Annotated in this window: 19 protein-coding genes; 6 read left to right on the forward strand and 13 right to left on the reverse strand. The window is 68.3% G+C overall.

Going from position 1 to position 17952, the window contains the following annotated elements:
* Positions 1-43: 43 nt before the first annotated feature.
* Positions 44-448, reverse strand: coding sequence for an MGMT family protein (locus C8E99_RS06575; RefSeq protein ID WP_115931614.1), 405 nt, complete (start codon positions 446-448; stop codon positions 44-46).
* Between the two features lie 174 nt (positions 449-622).
* Between C8E99_RS06575 and C8E99_RS06580 the strand changes: the two genes are divergently transcribed.
* Positions 623-1309: a 3'-5' exonuclease gene (locus tag C8E99_RS06580; RefSeq protein ID WP_425452920.1), complete on the forward strand. Its 687-nt coding sequence runs from the start codon at positions 623-625 to the stop codon at positions 1307-1309.
* A 68-nt stretch (positions 1310-1377) separates the two neighbouring features.
* On the opposite strand, the gene C8E99_RS06585 is transcribed toward C8E99_RS06580, so the two are convergent.
* The 9 genes from C8E99_RS06585 to C8E99_RS06625 all read right to left on the reverse strand — a co-directional run bounded on the left by C8E99_RS06585 (position 1378) and on the right by C8E99_RS06625 (position 11184).
* The gene (locus tag C8E99_RS06585; RefSeq protein WP_115931615.1) at positions 1378-2481 is read right to left on the reverse strand and encodes an SDR family oxidoreductase; all 1104 of its coding nucleotides are present in this window, start codon (positions 2479-2481) and stop codon (positions 1378-1380) included.
* A 116-nt stretch (positions 2482-2597) separates the two neighbouring features.
* Positions 2598-3929 carry a glutamate-1-semialdehyde 2,1-aminomutase gene (hemL, locus tag C8E99_RS06590; RefSeq protein ID WP_115931616.1) on the reverse strand — a complete coding sequence of 444 codons (1332 nt, stop codon included), beginning with the start codon at positions 3927-3929 and terminating at the stop codon, positions 2598-2600.
* A complete protein-coding gene (hemB, locus tag C8E99_RS06595; RefSeq protein ID WP_115931617.1) occupies positions 3929-4915 on the reverse strand; it encodes a porphobilinogen synthase in 987 nt (328 codons plus the stop codon). Before hemB ends, hemL begins: the two co-directional genes overlap by 1 nt.
* A 71-nt stretch (positions 4916-4986) precedes the next feature.
* Positions 4987-5838: an ABC transporter permease gene (locus C8E99_RS06600; RefSeq protein ID WP_245952123.1), complete on the reverse strand. Its 852-nt coding sequence runs from the start codon at positions 5836-5838 to the stop codon at positions 4987-4989.
* Positions 5828-6808, reverse strand: coding sequence for an ABC transporter ATP-binding protein (locus C8E99_RS06605; RefSeq protein WP_115931618.1), 981 nt, complete (start codon positions 6806-6808; stop codon positions 5828-5830). The genes C8E99_RS06600 and C8E99_RS06605 overlap by 11 nt, the downstream gene beginning before the upstream one ends.
* Before the next feature lie 40 nt (positions 6809-6848).
* On the reverse strand, positions 6849-7985 hold the full coding sequence (locus C8E99_RS06610; protein WP_115931619.1) for a LolA family protein: 1137 nt from the start codon (positions 7983-7985) through the stop codon (positions 6849-6851).
* 78 nt (positions 7986-8063) lie between these two features.
* A complete protein-coding gene (locus tag C8E99_RS06615; RefSeq protein ID WP_245952125.1) occupies positions 8064-10361 on the reverse strand; it encodes a trimethylamine N-oxide demethylase in 2298 nt (765 codons plus the stop codon).
* 350 nt (positions 10362-10711) lie between these two features.
* Positions 10712-10954, reverse strand: coding sequence for a toxin (locus C8E99_RS06620; protein WP_115931620.1), 243 nt, complete (start codon positions 10952-10954; stop codon positions 10712-10714).
* Positions 10951-11184 (reverse strand): ribbon-helix-helix domain-containing protein, encoded by a 234-nt coding sequence (locus C8E99_RS06625; RefSeq protein WP_115933285.1) that lies wholly within the window; start codon positions 11182-11184, stop codon positions 10951-10953. Before C8E99_RS06625 ends, C8E99_RS06620 begins: the two co-directional genes overlap by 4 nt.
* Before the next feature lie 532 nt (positions 11185-11716).
* Here C8E99_RS06625 and C8E99_RS16335 point away from each other — a divergent pair.
* Positions 11717-12058, forward strand: coding sequence for a transposase (locus C8E99_RS16335; RefSeq protein WP_231882023.1), 342 nt, complete (start codon positions 11717-11719; stop codon positions 12056-12058).
* Complete coding sequence (locus C8E99_RS06630; RefSeq protein WP_231882022.1) at positions 11976-12560, forward strand: IS5 family transposase; 585 nt, start codon at positions 11976-11978, stop codon at positions 12558-12560. Before C8E99_RS16335 ends, C8E99_RS06630 begins: the two co-directional genes overlap by 83 nt.
* Here C8E99_RS06630 and C8E99_RS06635 read toward each other — a convergent pair.
* Together C8E99_RS06635 and C8E99_RS06640 are read right to left on the reverse strand one after the other, a co-directional pair.
* Entirely contained in the window at positions 12535-12813 is a 279-nt protein-coding gene (locus C8E99_RS06635) for a hypothetical protein (RefSeq protein ID WP_147301188.1), read from the reverse strand. The genes C8E99_RS06630 and C8E99_RS06635 overlap by 26 nt on opposite strands.
* A gap of 21 nt (positions 12814-12834) precedes the next feature.
* Positions 12835-13488 (reverse strand): hypothetical protein, encoded by a 654-nt coding sequence (locus C8E99_RS06640; protein WP_115931622.1) that lies wholly within the window; start codon positions 13486-13488, stop codon positions 12835-12837.
* Between the two features lie 353 nt (positions 13489-13841).
* Here C8E99_RS06640 and C8E99_RS06645 point away from each other — a divergent pair, with 353 nt between their 5' ends.
* The 3 genes from C8E99_RS06645 to C8E99_RS06655 all read left to right on the forward strand — a co-directional run bounded on the left by C8E99_RS06645 (position 13842) and on the right by C8E99_RS06655 (position 17084).
* Positions 13842-15284 carry a glycerophosphodiester phosphodiesterase family protein gene (locus tag C8E99_RS06645; protein ID WP_170144541.1) on the forward strand — a complete coding sequence of 481 codons (1443 nt, stop codon included), beginning with the start codon at positions 13842-13844 and terminating at the stop codon, positions 15282-15284.
* Between the two features lie 184 nt (positions 15285-15468).
* Positions 15469-16314 carry an NYN domain-containing protein gene (locus tag C8E99_RS06650; RefSeq protein ID WP_115931624.1) on the forward strand — a complete coding sequence of 282 codons (846 nt, stop codon included), beginning with the start codon at positions 15469-15471 and terminating at the stop codon, positions 16312-16314.
* A 170-nt stretch (positions 16315-16484) separates the two neighbouring features.
* Positions 16485-17084 (forward strand): P-loop NTPase family protein, encoded by a 600-nt coding sequence (locus C8E99_RS06655; protein ID WP_115931625.1) that lies wholly within the window; start codon positions 16485-16487, stop codon positions 17082-17084.
* A gap of 34 nt (positions 17085-17118) precedes the next feature.
* On the opposite strand, the gene C8E99_RS06660 is transcribed toward C8E99_RS06655, so the two are convergent.
* Positions 17119-17949, reverse strand: coding sequence for a uroporphyrinogen-III synthase (locus C8E99_RS06660; protein ID WP_115931626.1), 831 nt, complete (start codon positions 17947-17949; stop codon positions 17119-17121).
* Positions 17950-17952 lie beyond the last annotated feature (3 nt).

Below are 17952 nucleotides of genomic sequence, written 5' to 3' on the forward strand. Positions count from 1 at the left end.
GAGACCGGACACGGCCCGGCTCCAGCCCGGCTCCGACCGGGTCCTAGCCCACTCGGCTGCGCAGCTCCGCGAGCACCGCGAGTTCCGCCTCGTCCGGGTCCCACCGGGCCCGGGCGAGGTCCACGCGGGGGTGCGCGCCGCCGTCGGGCCCGGGTGGTGTGGCGCCCGGGTTCCCCTTCAGCGGAGTGCCCTCGTCCCGGTAGCGGGGTGCGGCGCGGACGGACAACGACGCCGGCAGGGAGCCATCTGCTCGGACGATCCGCCACCAGGGGGTCCCGTCGGGGGACGAGGAAATGGCCCTTCCGGCCTGGCGCGGGCCTCCGGCCCCCAGCAGGCCGGCCAGTCCCCCATAGCTGACGGCCCGGCCCGGTGGGACGAGTTGGGCGGCGAGCGCCAGGGCCTCGGACAGTTCATAGGGTCCGGGGGGAAGATCGGGAAAGGTGCCCACGGGTCTACATTCTGCCGGAACTGTCCACAACGGGCCGCGTTGCGGGTATAGGGCGTCCGTGACACGCGGTACCGTGATGGCGTGAGCGACGTAACAGCATCCTCCCCCATTGGCGTTCCGGCCCCCGCGCCGATCTCCGACCCCACCGTCCAAGCAGCCCAGGCGGCGGTCACGGTGCTGCCGTGGCACCAACAGATCCGTGTCGGTTTCGACCTGGAGACCACCGGACGCGACCCGGAGGAAGCGCTCGTGGTGACGGCATCTCTCGTGGTGGTGGACCCGCGGGGCCAACTGGCCGCTGCCTACGAGTGGCTGGTGGATCCGGGCGTGCCGATCCCCGAGGAGTCCTCCGCCGTCCACGGCGTGACCACGGAGAAGGCCCGAGCCGAGGGACTGCCGGCGGACCAGGCCATCGTGGAGATCGCGGACACCCTCCGGGATTTCTTCGATGCGGGCATCCCCGTCATCGCGTTCAATGCGAGCTACGACTTCACCGTGATGGACCGGGAGCTGGGCCGCCGTGGTCTGGAGCCCCTGCAGAACCGGTGGATCATCGATCCGTACATCATCGACAAGCAGGTGGACCGGTACCGCAAGGGCAAACGAACGCTCACAGATGTCTCGGCCTTCTACGGCGTCGAGCTGCTGGACGCCCACACCTCGGCCGCGGACTCTCTGGCCGCCGTGGGCGTGGCGGATCAGTTGGCCTCAAGGTACCCGAAGCTTCAGATCCCGCTGGCCGATCTGCATAGCTTCCAGGTGCGATGGAAGGCCGAGCAGTCGGCCAGTTTCCAGGAGTATCTGCGCCGTAAGGACCCCGCCGCCGTGATCAACGGAGACTGGCCGGTCCAGGGACGATAAGGGCGTGGCTGTCATGGGCCGAATGCCGGCCCACGCCTGTTTCACGCAATGTCGAGGTCCTTCTCGGTTCATGAGGGGATGACTCGATCGGAGCGGTACCGGTCGAAGAGCTCCTTGAACGCCCTTTCGGTACGGCGGTGGGAGAGGAATCCGGCATCTCGGCTCTTGCCCATGTCTGTGACGACCTCCATCTCGCGGCCGAGGTCGGCGTCGGTGTGCCACCAGGAGGCAAGCCTGCTGATGTCTGACTCCACGAGCCCGTGCTTCTCAGCGATGCTCGTCCAGGCCGACTCATGCGGCGCCATCTGCTGTGCCAGCGGCCGGGGTGCGTCGGTGTAGCCGACCACCCGCTCGGGAGGAACGCCCAGGTCGGCCGCGAGACGGGGCCACATCCAGCGCCAGCGGAAGACATCGGCATTGACGATGTTGAACGCCTCATCTGCACCCGCGGGATCGGTGGAGGCCCAGATCATCTGTTCGGCGAGCAGCCCGGCGTCGGTCATGTCGGTGAGCCCATCCCACTGCTGCTCACTGCCCGGGAACACGAAGTCCAGGTCCAGTTCCTTGGCCAGCGTGGCCTGGACGGCGATGGTCAGACCCATGTTCATGGCATTGCCCACGGCGTGACCGATGATCGTGTGCGCACGGTGCACGGACCAGTGGAATCCCTGGGTGGAGGCGGCGGCGAAGAGCTCGTCCTCCTGCGCGTAGTAGAAGTTCGGGGTCTCCAGACGCGGCTCTTCCTCATGGAAGGGAGTATCGGGAGTCTCGCCTGCGGCGTAGGCCTCGAAGGGACCCAGGTAGTGCTTCAGCCCGGTCACCAGCGCGACGTGCTGCAGTGGTGCATGCGACAACGCGGCCAACAGATCACGCACCATACCGCCGTTCACTGTGATGTTCTCAGCTTCCGAGTCCTGCTTCTGCCAGGCAGTGAAGAACACATGCGTGGGGCGCTCCTCGGCCAGCGCGGCTCGCAGGCTCTCGGGGTCGCGCAGATCAGCGGCGACTCCGCGGATGCCCGGTCCTGAGGAGGCCCGGCGCGAAAGCGCGATGACCTCCCACCCTTCTGTGATCAGTTGGCGAGCGACGGCCGAGCCGGCGATCCCGGAGGCACCCACAATCAGTGCGGTGCGAGGAGCGGAGAGACCTTGACTGATTGCCGGTGATTCCATGGCCACTAGAAGGCACCCGGCACTGCATTTATTCCGTAGAGTCGCCTCTCCACGCAGCAGACCCGGCGATCCGTACCGTTCTGAACCTGACCGGGAACATCAGGCGCCAGAAGCCCTCAGGCCGTCGCCACAGCGGCCACCCTGGCTGCATACGGCAGGGCGGCGGCGATCCGCTCCATGGCGGCGTCGTCATGGGCGGAGGAGACGAACCAGGCCTCGAAGACGCTCGGTGGCAGATAGACACCGTGCTCCAGCATGGCGTGGAAGAACGGGGCGTACCGGAAGGTGTCCTGGGCTTGGGCGTCGGCGTAGTTGTGGACACCGCCGGCCGAGGTGCCGAACGCCACGGAGAACAGGGTGCCGGCCCGCTGGATCGAGTGGTCCACGCCGGCCTCCGTCAACGCCCCGACGAGCAGCTCCTCGAGTTGCTGCGAGCGCCGGGACAGGGTGCCGTAGACCTCCTCCGTGGCGTTCTGCAACGTGGCCAGGCCCGCGGCCATGGCCACCGGGTTCCCGGACAGGGTGCCCGCCTGGTAGACGGGTCCCAGGGGGGCCAGCAGGTCCATGACCTCGGCGCGGCCTGCCACAGCCGCGGTCGGCATGCCGCCGCCGATCACCTTGCCAAAGGTCCACAGGTCGGGGGTCCAGCCCTCCACCTTCCCGGACAGGCCCCAGTAGCCGGCCGCCGAGGCGCGGAAGCCCGTGAGGACCTCGTCCCAGATCAGCAGCGCGCCATGGCGTTCGGTGAGGTCGCGGAGGAACTGGTTGAAGCCCTCCTCCGGGGTCACCACGCCCATGTTGCAGGGGGCGGCCTCGGTGATGACGGCGGCGATCTCCTGCCCGCGGGCGGCGAAGGTCTCCTCCAGAGCGGAGCGATCGTTGTAGGGCAATACCAGGGTCTCCGCGGCCTGGGCCTCGGTCACGCCGGCGGACCCGGGCAGGGACTGGGTGGCGACCCCGGAACCGGCGGCAGCGAGCAGTCCGTCCGAGTGGCCGTGGTAGCAGCCGGCGAACTTCACCACGAGGTTGCGTCCGGAAGCGCCGCGCGCCAGTCGGATGGCGGTCATGGTGGCCTCGGTGCCGGTGGAGACCATGCGGACGCGGTCCACGGGGACCTTGCTGGCGATCAGCTCGGCCAGTCTCAGCTCGTCCGGGGTGGAGGTGCCGAAGGACAGGCCGGCGTCCACGGCTCGGTGGACGGCGTCCACGACGGCGGGGTGGTTGTGTCCCAGCAGCATAGGGCCCCAGGAGCACACCAGGTCCACGTACTCGCGGCCTTCGGCATCGGTGAGGTAGGGGCCGGCGGCCTTCACCATGGATACCGGGGAACCGCCGACCGAGCCGAAGGCGCGGACCGGGGAGTTCACGCCTCCGGGGATGACGGCACGGGCGGCGTCGTAGAGGGCCGCATTCGTGGTGGGGGCAGTGTTCGAGGTGTTCTCGGTCATCAGAGTCGTCCTTCCTTGATCCAACGGGCCAGTTCAGTGGCCCAGTACGTCAGCACGGTGTCCGCCCCGGCCCGGCGGATGGACAGCACGGACTCCATCACGGCGGCATCGCGGTCGATCCAGCCGTTGGCCGCAGCGGCCTCGATCATCGCGTACTCCCCGGAGATCTGGTAGGCGGAGACGGGGACATCGGAGGCCTCGGCCACGTCCCGCAGGATGTCCAGGTAGCTCATGGCGGGCTTGACCATGACCATGTCCGCACCCTCGTCCAGGTCCAGGGAGACCTCGAGCAGGGCCTCGCGGCGGTTGGCGGGATCCATCTGGTAGGTCTTGCGGTCACCCGTGAGCTGGGAGTCGACGGCCTCGCGGAAAGGACCGTAGAACGCCGAGGAGTATTTCGCGGCGTAGGCGAGGATCCCGGTGTCCTGGTGGCCGGCGTCGTCCAGTCCCTGCCGGATGACGGCCACCTGGCCGTCCATCATCCCGGAGGGCCCCACCAGGTCGGCGCCGGCCTCGGCCTGCGCCACGCCCATCCGGCCGTAGATCTCCAGGGTGGCGTCGTTGTCCACGGCCCCACTCTCGGTCAGGACACCGCAGTGTCCGTGATCGGTGAACTCGTCCAGGCAGAGGTCGGACATGACGACCATGGATTCGCCGACTTCCTCCTTGACCGCGCGGATGCCGTCATTGAGCACCCCGTTCGGGTCCAGCGAGGCCGTACCGGTGGCATCGCGGGTCTCGGGGATGCCGAAGAGCATGATGCCCCCCACTCCGAGCCCTGCCGCCTCAGCGGCCGCGGCCTTGAGCGTGTCCCGGGTGTGCTGGACGACCCCGGGCATGGACTGCAGTGCCACGGGCTCCGAGATCCCCTCCCGCACGAACACCGGCAGGATCAGATCCGCCGGATGGATCCTGGTCTCGGCCACCAGCCGACGCATCGCGGCGGACTGGCGCAGGCGGCGCGGGCGGTGGGTGGGGAAAGACATGGGTACCTCGGCATTTTCTCGGCAGTCTGCGACGGTCCGTGGGTCGGTCGGTGCCGTCCCAGTCTACTGAGCTAGCTCAACACGTCCTTCGTGGTGAAACGGCCGTAGGCGAGCGCCCCGAACACGGCCACGTAGCCGGCCTGCAGCAGCGCGTTCTCCCGGAACGAGTCCCAGAGGAGGGGCGCGCGCAGGAGGTCCGCGAAGCCCATCCAGTGATGGGTGAACAGCCAGGGGTGCAGCCACTCCAGTTGGGGCAGGGCACCGAGGATCTGCGCCACGATGGTCAACACCACGGCGGCGGCCATCGCCCCGACGGGCACGTCCGTCAGCGTGGAGACGAAGAGGGCGATCGCGCCAAGACCGCTCAGGGAGACGGTCGCGTACAGCACCATCAGCCCGATCCGGCCGAGCGTCTCCGCCGAGGTGATGGTCATCCCCGAGGGCAGCACCAGCGGCCCGGTCCCGAACAGCGCCAGCCCGGTGAGCACGCCGACGGCGGCCACCACCAGCGCCGCGGCCAGGCAGAAGACGAGCGCCACCGCGTACTTGACGGCCAACAGCCCGGCCCGCCGGACAGGGGCCACCAGGAGGTACCGGAGGGTACCGTGGGCGGCCTCCCCCGCGATCGAGTCCCCCGCTACGACGGCGACGGTCAAGGGGAGGAAGAAGGGCGTGCAGACCATGACCGCGGCCACCGCCAGGAACAGGCCGCTGGTGGCCACCTGGTCCAGGAAGGCCGGACCCCTGCCCTGCGGTGGCCCGGACGTCACCCGCACCGCCACCCCCATGAGCACGGGCACCGCAGCCAGTGCCGCGAGCAGCGTCCAGGTGCGCCGGCGCCGGAACAGCAGTCCCAGTTCGGAGACCAGCAGGGCCGTCCCGGTGCGCGCGGGACGGACCTGGTTCTCGGAGTCACTGCTCAACGTCGAACCCCTCCCCCGTCAGCTCCACGAACCGGTCCTCCAGGCTGGCGTGCTCCACCTCGACGCCACGCACCCCGACTCCGGCAGTCACTAAGGCGGCGACGATCCGCTCGGGCTCCGGTGCGTTCTCGCCCAGCGGGGCGCGCAGCGTCCCGGCACCCGGTGCGGGCACGCTCTCCTCGACCGGCGCCAGGCCCAGGCTGCGCAGGACGTCCCCGGCGAGCGGGACATTCCGGGTGCGGACGAGGATCCGGCGGGGGCCGTCGTCGAACAGGGAGGCCAGCGTCCCCTGGGCCAGCAGGCGGCCACGGCCCACCACGGCCGCATGGGTGCAGACCTGCTCGATCTCGCTGAGCAGGTGGCTGGAGACGAAGACGGTGGCCCCGTCCTCCGCCAGGGACCCGATGAGGTGGCGGACCTCCCGGGTGCCCTGAGGGTCCAGGCCGTTGGTCGGCTCATCCAGGATCAGCAGCTCGCGCTGGGAGGTCAGCGCGTTGGCCAGCCCGAGGCGCTGCTTCATGCCCAGCGAGTAGGCGTGCACCGCCAGCCCGGCCGCTTGCCCCAGGCCCACCCGGTCCAGGGCCCGGCCGATGCGCCGCTTGCGCGTGGCAGGGTCGGTGGCCCGGTTTGCGGCGTCCAGGCGCAACAGGTTCGCCGTCCCGGACAGGTAGGGGTAGAACGCCGGGCCCTCCACGAGTGTCCCGACGCGCGGCAGGACCTCCGCGGCGGCCTTGGGCATGGGCCTGCCGAGCACGCTCATCGTCCCACCACTCGGCGCGGCCAGGCCGAGCAGCATCCTGATGGTAGTGGTCTTGCCGGAGCCATTGGGGCCCAGGAAGCCGAACACGGAGCCGCGCGGGACCAGGAGGTCCAGCCCGTCCACGGCCAGTCGGGCACCGAACCGTTTGCTCAGTCCCCGCGTGCGGATGGCCGACTCGGCCTCGCCAGAGTCGGCGGAGGGCACGCTCACCCTGGGCTCACCGGCCGCTCACGCGGAACTCGCCCAGTGCTCATCCGGAACTGGCGACCTCGAGCAGGCGCTCGAGCGGGACCGGACCGGCGAGGACCCGGCCGTCGTCGGCGAGTAGGACCGTGGCCAGCGGCGTGCTCAGCACCCGGCCCTCCGCGGAGTCCATGGCGAACTGGTCGAGGAGCGGAGAGTCCGTCAGGCCCGCGGGCACCTTCTCGGCGGGGATGACGGCGACGGCGTCCCACCCGGAACCGAGCACGGTGTCACCGCCGGCCGGATGCTCGCCGACGCCCGGCGGACCGGACCGGTGCGCATCGGGCCACAGGCCGCCGTCAGGCCGGACTCGGTCGACTTCGGCGCCCGCGGGCGGGGTGAACTCGAACAGACCGGCGTCCGGGGTCTCGGTCGAATAGCTCGTGTACTCGACCCTGATGGCCGGGTCCTCCTGGCCCACGGCTCGGACACGGACGCTCAACGGCGCGCCGGTGGCAGCGTCGACGGCAAGGGTGACGTCCTCGACGAGCGTGTCCGGAGTGCGCGGGTCGAGCCGCAGCGTGTAGGCGTCCCGGCCGGCGACCCGGGTGTCCTCTCCCACGGTGACCTGCGTGGTGGGATCCAGCCCCGCCAGTGCTTTCTCGGCCAGCCGCTCCGGGGTCAGGTCGCCTATCCCGCCGCGCGCCCTGCCGTGCCCGGGACCCTCACCGTCGGTTCCCTCCGGCAGGCTGACCTGCGTGGCCCTGTTCTCCGCCGAATCGTAGGCCCAGACCTCTTGTCCGTTGCGCACCACATTGCGCTCGTCCGTGCCGTCGAAGACCTGCACCCGGACCCGGTCGGCACCGTCCGCGAAGACACGCGCCTCGTGGGTTCCGGAGAGCAGCGAGAACGTCTCCGCAAGGCCGTCCGGCACTGCTCTGGCCGCACTCGACCCTTCGGGTCCGCCCTGCTCCGGGCCCTGTTGCGTCGGAAGTTGTGGCAGGCCCAGCGCGAAACTGGCCTCGACGGTGCCGGAGAAGGAGGTGTCCTGGTGCCCCGCGGCCAAGTCCAGGATCTCCTCGGCGGTCCTGTCCGGCAGGTCCGCCTGGGCGTTGGCCGTCAGGCCCCCGCCGAGCGCGATCACGCCCACGACCACCGGCACCGCCATGGCCGGGATCCACTTGCTGCGTTGCTGGGATGCCATGGGAGGTCCACCTTAGGGAATTCGTCGTCCCGTCCACGCTACGCCGGCTCCGGGCCCGTGGCGAGGGGCCCGGGACTTTCAGGAGCGCGGCTTCTCCTTCTTCGGGTCGTAGAAGGGTGTGGCCACCACGGTGGCGGGGATCCGCTTCTGCTGGCCGTCCAGCTTGCCGACCTGCACCTCGGCGCCGATCTCGGCGTGTTCGACCATCATCCGGCACAGGGCGATGTTCTTGCGCAGGATCGGCGAGCGCGTGGCGCTGGTGACCACGCCGACCTTGAAGCGGCCCACGTGCACCGTGTCCCCGTGCCCGGCGGGCTCATTGCCCGCCAGTTCGAGGCCGACCATCCTGCGCTGTGGGTTCTCCTTGCGCTTGAGCAGAGAATCCCGGCCGGAGAAGTCCTCTTCCTTGGTCTTCAGCGGCACGGTGAAGCCGACGCCGGCCTCGAAGGGGTCGATCTGGTCGTCGAAGTCGTACCCGGCGAAGACCAGCCCAGACTCGATCCGGAGCATGTCCAGCGCATCGAGTCCCAGTGGCGTGAGCCCGTGGGGCTGGCCCGCCTCCCAGACCGCGTCCCACACGGCGTTGGCGTGGCTGGGATGGCAGAACAGTTCGTAGCCGAGCTCGCCGGAATAGCCCGTGCGGGACACGATCACGGGAGTGCCCTGATGGTCCCCGATCCGGCCGATGGTGAAGCGGAACCAAGTCACCGCGTCGAAGTCCGGCTGGTGCGGTGGGGTCCAGATCAGATCCCTGAGGATGTCCCGGCTGGCCGGGCCCTGCACGGCGATGTTGTGCAGCTGGTCCGTGGAGTCCTTGATCCAGACGCGGTCCAGGCCCCGCTCGGTGGCCACCTGACGCATCCACTCACCGGTGTAGTCCTCCCCGGGGATCACCCGGAAGTTGGTGTCGGAGCAGCGGAACACGGTGGCATCGTCGATCATGCCGCCGGTGTCGTTGCAGATCGCCGTATAGACCACCTGCCCCTCGGAGAGCTTGCGGATGTTCCGGGTCATGCAGTACTGCAGCAGCGCCTCGGCGTCCGGGCCGATCACCTCGAATTTGCGCAGAGGAGACAGGTCCATCACGGCGGCCGTCTCCCGGCACGCCCAGTACTCGGCCTTGGGCCCGTAGCCGTCGTAGTGCGTCGGCAGCCAGAAGTTCCGGTACTCCGTGAACTGCTTCGTCAGCGCACTCGTCCGCTCGTGGAAGGCGGTCTCGCGCGTGAGCTTGGGCACGGAGTCGGGATTGGTGCGATGGGTGATGGCCATGGAGAATTTTCGCTCCGAGGAGTAGACACGCAGATGGATGTCGGTGGGGACCCAGCCGTTGGAGGGGTCGATGTCGTCCGGGCAGGCGGAGGAGGCGCAGACCAGGTCCTGCTGGGCCTGCATCATCACGTAGTCCCCCGGGCGGGACCAGGGCTCGTCGAACACCAGCATGTTGTGCTCGTCGAACATGGTGTTGTAAAAGAGGTTCAGCGCCGGCCAGGACTTCCGGGCGGCCACGGCGTACCGCTTGAGCTGGCCGTTGAAGTTGTCCGTGCAGTTCACGTGCCCCGGGTAGCCGAAGTCCTCGTAGTACTTGGCGTTGCAGGCCGGTGTGAAGGCGTCATGACGTCCCACCGTGTCCCGGATGATCGAGACCAGCGGGTCCATGTCCTGGTTGTAGAACTTGCCGTGCAGCCCGGGCTGGGCATAGGCCTGGCCCACGATGTGCCGGGTGGTGCTGGCGTCCAGCCCCAGCTCGCGCCCCTCCTGCAGGGCCCGCGCATCGAAGGCCAGGAAGTCCGAGCACTGGCGACCAGCCACATCGATGATCTGGATGTAGTCACCCTTCTTGACCTCGTAGCCGATCGCCGTGCTCTGGTCGATCCGCACGTCCAGGACCGGCTCGGCCAGCGGCGGGGGCAGCTCGATCTCCCGCGGCCGGTGCGGGTCCGCCCGCTGGACCTCGATCATCAGGTCCGAGGGCGGGTTCTGCTCCTCGAGGGACATGGCCCAGGTGGGGTTCCCGACGACGGCCGTCACCGGCCGCTGCGCCGTGAACGTCTCGCGGGACCCGGCTGGAGACCAGCCTCCGAACAGGCGGACCCCGTGGGCGGCATCCGGCCGCAGCCCGCGCAAAGCCAGGGCGGTGACCACGCGGGCGACCTGCTCATTGTCGAAGGCCGATCCCTCGGTGAGCGAGCCCAGCACCGTCGCCGGCGCATCGGCCCGCAGTCCGAGGGCGGAGAAGTCCTCCCCACCGTTGCCCAGCACGGTCAACTCGGCGGCCTGGGCCCCGAAGCGGTCCACCACGGTGAGTTCGTCCCCGGACTCGAGTTCCAGGGCGGTCACACCGCCGGGACGGACCCAGTACCGTTCGTGTCCCGGCACCACGGGCAGCAGCCCCGGTTGTACCAATCGCGGCCTGGCCAGATCGAGCGGGAGTGAAGAAAGATCGGATAGATCGAGGGGTGCAGTCACCGGTATCCCTCCTCAGGGATATCTGAACAATTAAGGGATGTCTGAACGATGGTCGGGACGCTGTCCGGTAGCGGCGTTCCCCGCACCGTAGCCCACATTCCGCACGCATGTAAGGGGCTGTTAGAGGTCTCTGGGGAGGGCATCGAACCCCGAAGAAATCAGAGGGTGGATTCTCCCGGTGGGCGCTTCTGGCCAGGCCACCGTGCGCGTGGGGCGTTGCTTCCACGTGCGCCGGCTGCGCGGCAAGAACGGGACTGTGATCAGGGCAGCAGGTCCCAGTATTGTCTTCTGGCGGGTATGGCGCGGATCACCATCTGCTCGCCACTCTCAAAGACCAGCACGACGGTCTCAAGCAAACGGGCACGGGTGTCGAAGCCAAGCCGCAACTCACGATGCGGCCAGCCATCGTCGTCTAGGGGTTCGATCCACTGGCACCAGCCGGCTGCCTGGACCGCATCTTCGGGAAGCGCCTCGTGCTTGAGTGCACTGGCGTGGACCCTCACGCCGCAAAATCAGCCAGGGCGCGGCGGATCGCTTCCGAGCGTGACAGGTGCTCTCGCTCGGCCAGTTCATCCAATGCTGCAATCTCCTCGGCAGTCAGACGAACGGCAACGACCTGCATCGGTTCAGCGCCGCGGCCGGGGCGACCGCGTCCGCGGCGCTTCAATTCCTCGACGTCATAGCCAGTTTCGGCCTCGTCGGCCCACTTCTGGATCTGTTCGTCAGTGACCATGAACAAATCGTATAACGAAAACAGTCTGTGCGGTAGAGGAAGCGTTCCGACCATCGGCATGAGCGTGCGCCAAACCACTGAGGCCGTTCCGGTTGGGGATCCCCTAACGGACACGACCGAGCCCATGGTCGGAGCCGCCACCAAGCGATCACAGTAAACCGCCATTCAGCGATCTAATCCACACGGATGGGAGAAGGATCAGGCTTGATCCGCGGGAGCTGCTTCCGGGGTGGCATTCCGTTCTGTGGTCTAGTTCACGAAGAATGTCGGGCTGTGCCCGCGAACACCAAAGTTCTGAGAGGGAACACTGAGGGTGGTGACCTCAGCGATCACGAAGGCCGGCGGGGGCGGCGGACTTGCGCCATGCCTTCCAGAGCCGGTCGCCGGCGCCGCCGAGGGGGCCGACGGCGGCCTCGAGGACTGAGGGGCTAGGGCGTGTCTCCTAACCTCTGCGGGAGGATGAGGCAGGCTTGGGGGCGTGTCGCGTACTCGTACTCTCTCGGATGCTGCGTGGGCTCGGATCGAGCCTTTGATGCCGGTCGCTTCGCGTAAGGGCGGGCGGCCATTCCAGGATCATCGTCGCGTTGTCGAGGGGATCGTGTGGCGGTTCCGGACGGGTTCGCCGTGGCGGGATCTGCCGGCGGAGTTCGGGCCGTGGCAGACGGCGTGGAAGCGGCACCGCCGGTTCAGCGCGGACGGCACTTGGGATGAGATCCACGCGGAGATCCTCGCTGATGCGGACGCTGTGGGCGAGATTGACTGGGCTGTCAGCGTGGACTCGACGATCAACCGTGCGCATCAACACGCGACGAACCTCCCGCGCGACACAGGGGGCTCTGTCGAGTTACAAGAATCTGCGCGAGGAGCCGCCTGACCATGCGATTGGCCGGTCACGGGGTGGTTTGAGCACGAAGATCCATCACCTCGTCGACGGGCGCGGGCTTCCGCTGGTCGTGCTCGTTGGTCCCGGTCAGGCCGGGGATGCGCCGATGTTCCCGGTGCTCATGGATCACCTCAGCGTCGCCCGGGTCGGCCCGGGCAGACCACGCACCCGACCGGAGCGGGTCCGCGCCGACAAGGCGTACTCGTCGCGCGCGATCCGCACCCATCTGCGCGATCGTGGCATCGTCGCCGTGATCCCCGAGCCGTCCGACCAGCAAGGAAACCGGAAACGACGCGGCTCCCGTGGCGGCCGACCGGTCAGGTACGACATCGAGGATTACAAGGGCCGCAACGTCGTTGAGCGCGGCTTCAACGAAGACAAGCAGTGGCGCGGCCTCGCGACGCGCTACGACAAACTCGCGCTCACCTACCGCGGCGGCGCCGTCCTACGAGCCATCACCCTCTGGCTCAAACGGTTAGGAGACACGCCCTAGGGAGCCACTGCGCCTCTACGGCGGCCACGACCTCGGCTACGGTGCGGGCCTGGGCGCTGACGGAGAGGATGTAGTCGGGGACGGTGAGGCCCTCGGCCACGACACCGACGAGCGGGCAGCCGATGGCGGCAATCCGGGGAAACACCGAGCCGGGAATGCCGACGGTGACCTGGGCCGTGGCGGAGGCGTTGACCGTACCTTCGGTGGCGGTCTCGTAGGCGCTCCACAATGTGGCGTCCTCGCGTGGGTGCAATCCGACCCGGATCTTCCACCCCTAGGCGGCCAGGGCAGCGGCCGAGTCCAATAGGACCTGCGCCCCGGGTGAGGAACCGCCGGTTTCGGAGGAGTGAGTCACGGACGTGGCCATGAGCACGGTCGCCGGTTCGGGTCCATAGGGTGGCATGTCATCGAGTCCCGGGTTGCCAACGACCTGGACGCGGTCCGCGCTAACACCGAAATGCGCAGCGAAGACCCCAGCCTCGGCTGAGGATCCGGCCGTCATGGCGACGAGTCGGGGCCGGATGGTGGCGGCTCCGGGTTCTTCAATCGGGTTGAAGTAGGCCAGTGAACTGGCGACCACCGGCAGCTCGGAGAGTCTTTGGACGACAGTGGTGGGCCACGTGGTGGCACCATTGACAACCAGCAGGTCCGCACCCCAATCGGGTGCCTCTTCTGGGGTGACAACCGGCGTGGTGTCGGTCGAGGCAATGTTGCTCCGGTCCGGGGCAACCAGCGCGATCTGCCAGCGGTCGACGGGCTGGGCGTTGGCGGCCTCGTCGAGCAGTGCACCAAGGTGGTACGTGCCCCACGGCTCGTTGGTCGCGACGAGCACCCGCAATGGGCGGGCGGCGTGGGCCGGAAGTGGCTGGCCGATGGTGGCAACGGCTGTGAGCCCGGCCAGGGTGGTGAGCAACGTGCGACGGTTCATTCCGGTAACACTAGGTACCGCTCACCTCGAAATCATGAACCCGGGGGGGGAACAGGCCCTGAACGGGCCGCTGCTCTCAAGGATGCAGTAGAGCGGAGACCCCCCGGAGGGGCCGTGCGCCGAACTGAGACGACAAATCAAACCAAGCTCGGACTCGCCCCGAGCGGGTCCGTCGGTTAGGGGCGGAGAGAGCCACCGGGGTTGGCGTCGTATACCGGCGTGTTACTCCGCACTCCTTGGGGCAGACGCTCACGATGCAGAGTGTTTCAACGTGCACGAAGTTAAGGGACCGGAAAGGTGACGGTTGTGGACTAGAAACCCTGGGTTGCGGCCCGGCTGGCAGGTTTCTCAGCATGCACAACCTGACACGAGTCATCATTGCCGGCACCGTCATCAGCACTCTGGCCTTGGGGGCATCCACCCCGGCCTTGGGATCTCCCGCACCTGAGAAGAGCCAGTCCACCGACACCCCGGCGTCGCTGTCCCTGCCGCTGAAGGACGAGGCCCAGGTCTGGGTTGCGGCACACCGGGGCCAGTGGCGGGACTACCCGGAAAACTCCCTGCCAGGGATCCTGCAGGCCTCAAAGGACGGCGCCGAGGTGATCGAGATCGACCTCAAGCGCACCAAGGACGGCCACTTGGTGCTGATGCACGACGCCACAGTCGATCGCACCACCAACGGCACCGGTCGCGTCGACGACCTCACGCTGGACCAAATCAAGGACCTGCGCCTGCGCGAGGGGCAGGGCAACGGCCCCGCGCCGGTAACCAACCTGAAGGTACCGACCTTCACCGAGTCCCTGGCAGCCGTGGAGGGCCATAACGTGCTGCTGAACCTCGACAAGGGCTGGGAGTACCGCGAGCAGCTGATGGTCGAACTCGAGGCCGCCGGCATGGTCGACTACGGCCTGTTCAAGGGCGCCCCCAACGCCGAGGAGGCTAACGAATTCATGGCCGCATACCCGCGGGCGCAGTACATGCACATCATTAACGACAAGCAGGTCGATGACCTCGCTGAGTTCACCACCCACATGCCCGACGCCATCGAGGTCGCGTTCAACACGATGGACGACACGCAGGCCCAGCCCGAGTATCTGGCTGCCGTCGAGGCGAAGACAGACCTGTGGCTGAACTCCATGTGGAATTCCGTCAGTGGGGGCTACACCGATGAGGCCTCCCTGCGTGATCCCGATCTGGGCTGGCAGGCGTTGGTGGACATGGGCGCGGACGTCGTCCAGACGGACGACGTCCGGATGATCAATGCCTGGCGCGAGGACGTCGACGTGACGGCCGTGGGGATGAAGCCCTCCAGCGTCCGGGTCCAGGCCGAAGACTTCCTGGATGACCCGGACCACTACGCGGACAGCAATGACCGCAACGAATGCGCTGCTGGCAAGGCCATCCGGAACCTCAGGTCCCCGGTCGATGCGTGCGACCTCGACGGGGCGCACATCGTCCAGTACATCCGTGAGGGCGAGTTCTTCACCCTGGAAGTGGAGGTCGACCAGCCCGGCACGTACAACCTGAGCATCCGGCACTCGGCCGACACGGAACCGGGCGGAACCGTCACCGTGGACACCGGGACCGGCGCCGGCGAGCCGGTTCCCCTGCCGAACACCACGCACAATCGGGCCTTCACCGTCACCGACCTGGGCCGGTACAAGCTCGACAAGGGCACCCACAAGATCCAGCTGTCCTTCACCCACCCCGACTACCTCAGCGTTGACTGGCTCCAGCTCGACCGCGGGCAGCGCGCGGACCAGGACCTGATAGACATGGGCATTACCGCGCCGTAATCAACAGTCGCCCAGACGCGACAGCAGAGGGGTCGACCGGACACATCGGCCCCTCTGGTGTCAGAAGTCCATCATGGCCCCTCGCGACCAACGCTGCTCAACGGGGTCTCGGCTCGGTAGAACCGTCTTGCACGACATTCATCCGTCGCCCAACCGGCACTCAGGATCCCGGTACGGTGACACCATGACCGAAGTCTCGAGCGCCACCACCCGCATCGCCGTGCTGATCGACTGCGACAACGTCTCCCCCACCCACGCCGGGGCCGTCTTGGAGGAGCTGGCCACCTACGGCACCCCGACCATTAAACGGGCCTACGGAGACTGGACCACCAACCAGCTCAGCGGCTGGAAGAACGAGCTGAACCGGCTGGCCATCCAGCCGACCCAGCAGTTCTCCTACACCGTGGGCAAGAACTCCACCGACTCGGCCCTCATCATCGACGCCATGGACCTGCTCTGGATGGGCAACGTCGAGGCGTTCGCCATCGTTTCCTCGGATTCCGACTTCACCCGGCTGGCCACCCGGCTGCGCGAGTCCGGCAAGCGCGTCATCGGTCTCGGCGAGCGAAAGACCCCGGAGTCCCTGCGCAACGCGGTGGACCAGTTCATCTACCTGGAGCTGCTCGGGGGCGCCCCTGAGGAGGACACCGCTCCGTCCCGGCGGGCCACTCGCCGGGGCCGCCGGGGCGGTGCCACGAATGACAATGACACCGATGCCGCCGATGAAACGACCGACGTTCCTGTCGTCGTCGACACACCCAACGAACCTGATGCATTGGACGAGGACCGCGCGCGGATCAACCTGGAGAGCGCCCTGGCCAAGGCCATCAACACCACTAGCGGCGACGACGGATGGGCCTCCTTGAGCCGGGTCGGTCAGCACCTGAGCCGCACCCACGTGGACTTCGACCCCCGTGACTTCGGGCACCAGAAGCTGAGCACCCTGGTCTCCGAACAGCCCTACCTGGAACACCGCACGGCCGATTCCCGCATGCTGGTCCGCCTCAAGCAGGGCAGGAACCGAATGTAGCTGCCCCTGGCCGATTACCCGCCGGTACTCTCGGGATACCCTGATCGGCATGCTTGTAACCCCCGTCACAGCTCGGCCCGGCGCTGGCCGCCACTGCCGCGGCGGGGATTCCGAGACCCGCGGTCCTTTTGCTGTTCGTCCCGAAGAAGGCATTCCAGTAATCTCAGACCATGGTGGCGGAGTGGACGGCAGCGGGTCCGAATGACCCCCTCCTCCGGCCACCATCCCGCATCCTCGTTGCCGGCGTCTCCGGTTCTGGGAAGACCACGCTCGCCGGCCGAATCGCCGCACTCACCGGCATACCGCACACGGAGATCGATGCGCTACACCATGGACCCGATTGGGTGCCGCGCGGAGAGTTCGTCACCGAAGTGCGGGAGTTGGTCGGCCGGGAACGGTGGATCACCGAATGGCAGTACAGCCAGGTCAGAGAGCTCTTGGCAGACCGTGCGGACGTGTTGATCTGGCTCGACCTGCCCTTCGCCCGGGTCGTTCTCCCCCGGCTGGTGCGGCGGACGCTCCGCCGACGGTGGCACCGGGAAATGCTGTGGAACGGCAATGTCGAACCGCCGCTGTGGACGGTCCTCCGGGACCGCGATCACGTGGTCCGCTATGCGGTCACCGGCCGCCGCAAGTATCACCAGAAGATCCCTGCCCTGGCCGCGGCACGGCCCGATCTGACCATCGTCCGCCTCCGCTCACCGGCCCACGTCGAGCGGTGGATGTCGGGACCCCTTCGGGACGCCCTCGCCCGGCCTCCACGACTCTGAGCAGGGCTCACGTCTCTGACCGGTACAGCGTGAGCTAGCCGCGATGGCCGAGGCCCACCGCGGCCAAGACCCCGAAAGCGTCCGGGCTCGGTGCAGTGGCGGCCAGGTCCAGGGACTCCTCAGCGGCCGCCCGGGCCGTGGGCTGGCCGAGGGCGATGAATCGGGTTCCAGCCGGGACAGCGGTGCCGCGGCGGCGGACCAGCTCCCGCACCGCGCTCGGACTCGTCAGCACCACATCGGCCCCGGGCAAATCGTCGACAGTCGCCAGGGCAGCCACGGACGCCGCGCCCTCGCCCCCCGGCCCGTCCAGCAACCGCTGGCCGGTGGCCGCCGGGTAGGGCACGGTGCGGTAGGCCTGCACGTGGTGGACCTCCCAGCCGCGTTCGGTCAGCCCCTCCGCTACCTCGTCGCTGGCAAGGGCGGATTGCGGCAACAGCAGGACCCGGCGGGGAGTGTCACCCGGTGGCGGGAATTGCGCGAGGATGCCGGCGGCGGAGGCGTCGCCCTCCGGCATCCAGGGGATCTCGGTGCAGCCGGCTTCGGCCAGGACGCGGGCGGTCCCAGTGCCGGTGACGGCCACCCGAAGGCCGGCAGCCACCCGTCCGTCCCAGCCGGCGCGGACCAGGGCCCGGACGGTGTTCGGGCTGGTGAGGACCAGCCACGCCGGGATCGGGTCCGCTCCCTGTCCCGCCCTTGCCACCTGCCGCACGATGCCACGGAGCCCCGCCAGGTCCTCCGGCAACGCGAAGTCGGTCAGAGGCAGGAAGGTGATCCGATAACCGGCCTCGGCCAGACCGGCCTCGACCGCCCCGGCCTGGGCCGGTTGGCGGGTCAGGATCACGGGACGGCCGGAAGCCACGGACATCAG

The organism is Citricoccus muralis, from assembly GCF_003386075.1.
Classification (GTDB): Bacteria; Actinomycetota; Actinomycetes; order Actinomycetales; family Micrococcaceae; genus Citricoccus; species Citricoccus muralis.

Coding starts and splice junctions, on each gene's coding strand:
- C8E99_RS06585 (WP_115931615.1), bottom strand. CDS start 2,481: ATGGAATCACCGGCAATCAGTCAAGGTCTCTCCGCTCCTCGCACCGCA.
- hemL (WP_115931616.1), bottom strand. CDS start 3,929: ATGACCGAGAACACCTCGAACACTGCCCCCACCACGAATGCGGCCCTC.
- hemB (WP_115931617.1), bottom strand. CDS start 4,915: ATGTCTTTCCCCACCCACCGCCCGCGCCGCCTGCGCCAGTCCGCCGCG.
- C8E99_RS06610 (WP_115931619.1), bottom strand. CDS start 7,985: ATGGCATCCCAGCAACGCAGCAAGTGGATCCCGGCCATGGCGGTGCCG.
- C8E99_RS06625 (WP_115933285.1), bottom strand. CDS start 11,184: ATGGTCACTGACGAACAGATCCAGAAGTGGGCCGACGAGGCCGAAACT.
- C8E99_RS16335 (WP_231882023.1), top strand. CDS start 11,717: ATGCCGGTCGCTTCGCGTAAGGGCGGGCGGCCATTCCAGGATCATCGT.
- C8E99_RS06640 (WP_115931622.1), bottom strand. CDS start 13,488: ATGAACCGTCGCACGTTGCTCACCACCCTGGCCGGGCTCACAGCCGTT.
- C8E99_RS06645 (WP_170144541.1), top strand. CDS start 13,842: ATGCACAACCTGACACGAGTCATCATTGCCGGCACCGTCATCAGCACT.
- C8E99_RS06650 (WP_115931624.1), top strand. CDS start 15,469: ATGACCGAAGTCTCGAGCGCCACCACCCGCATCGCCGTGCTGATCGAC.
- C8E99_RS06655 (WP_115931625.1), top strand. CDS start 16,485: ATGGTGGCGGAGTGGACGGCAGCGGGTCCGAATGACCCCCTCCTCCGG.
- C8E99_RS06660 (WP_115931626.1), bottom strand. CDS start 17,949: ATGTCCGTGGCTTCCGGCCGTCCCGTGATCCTGACCCGCCAACCGGCC.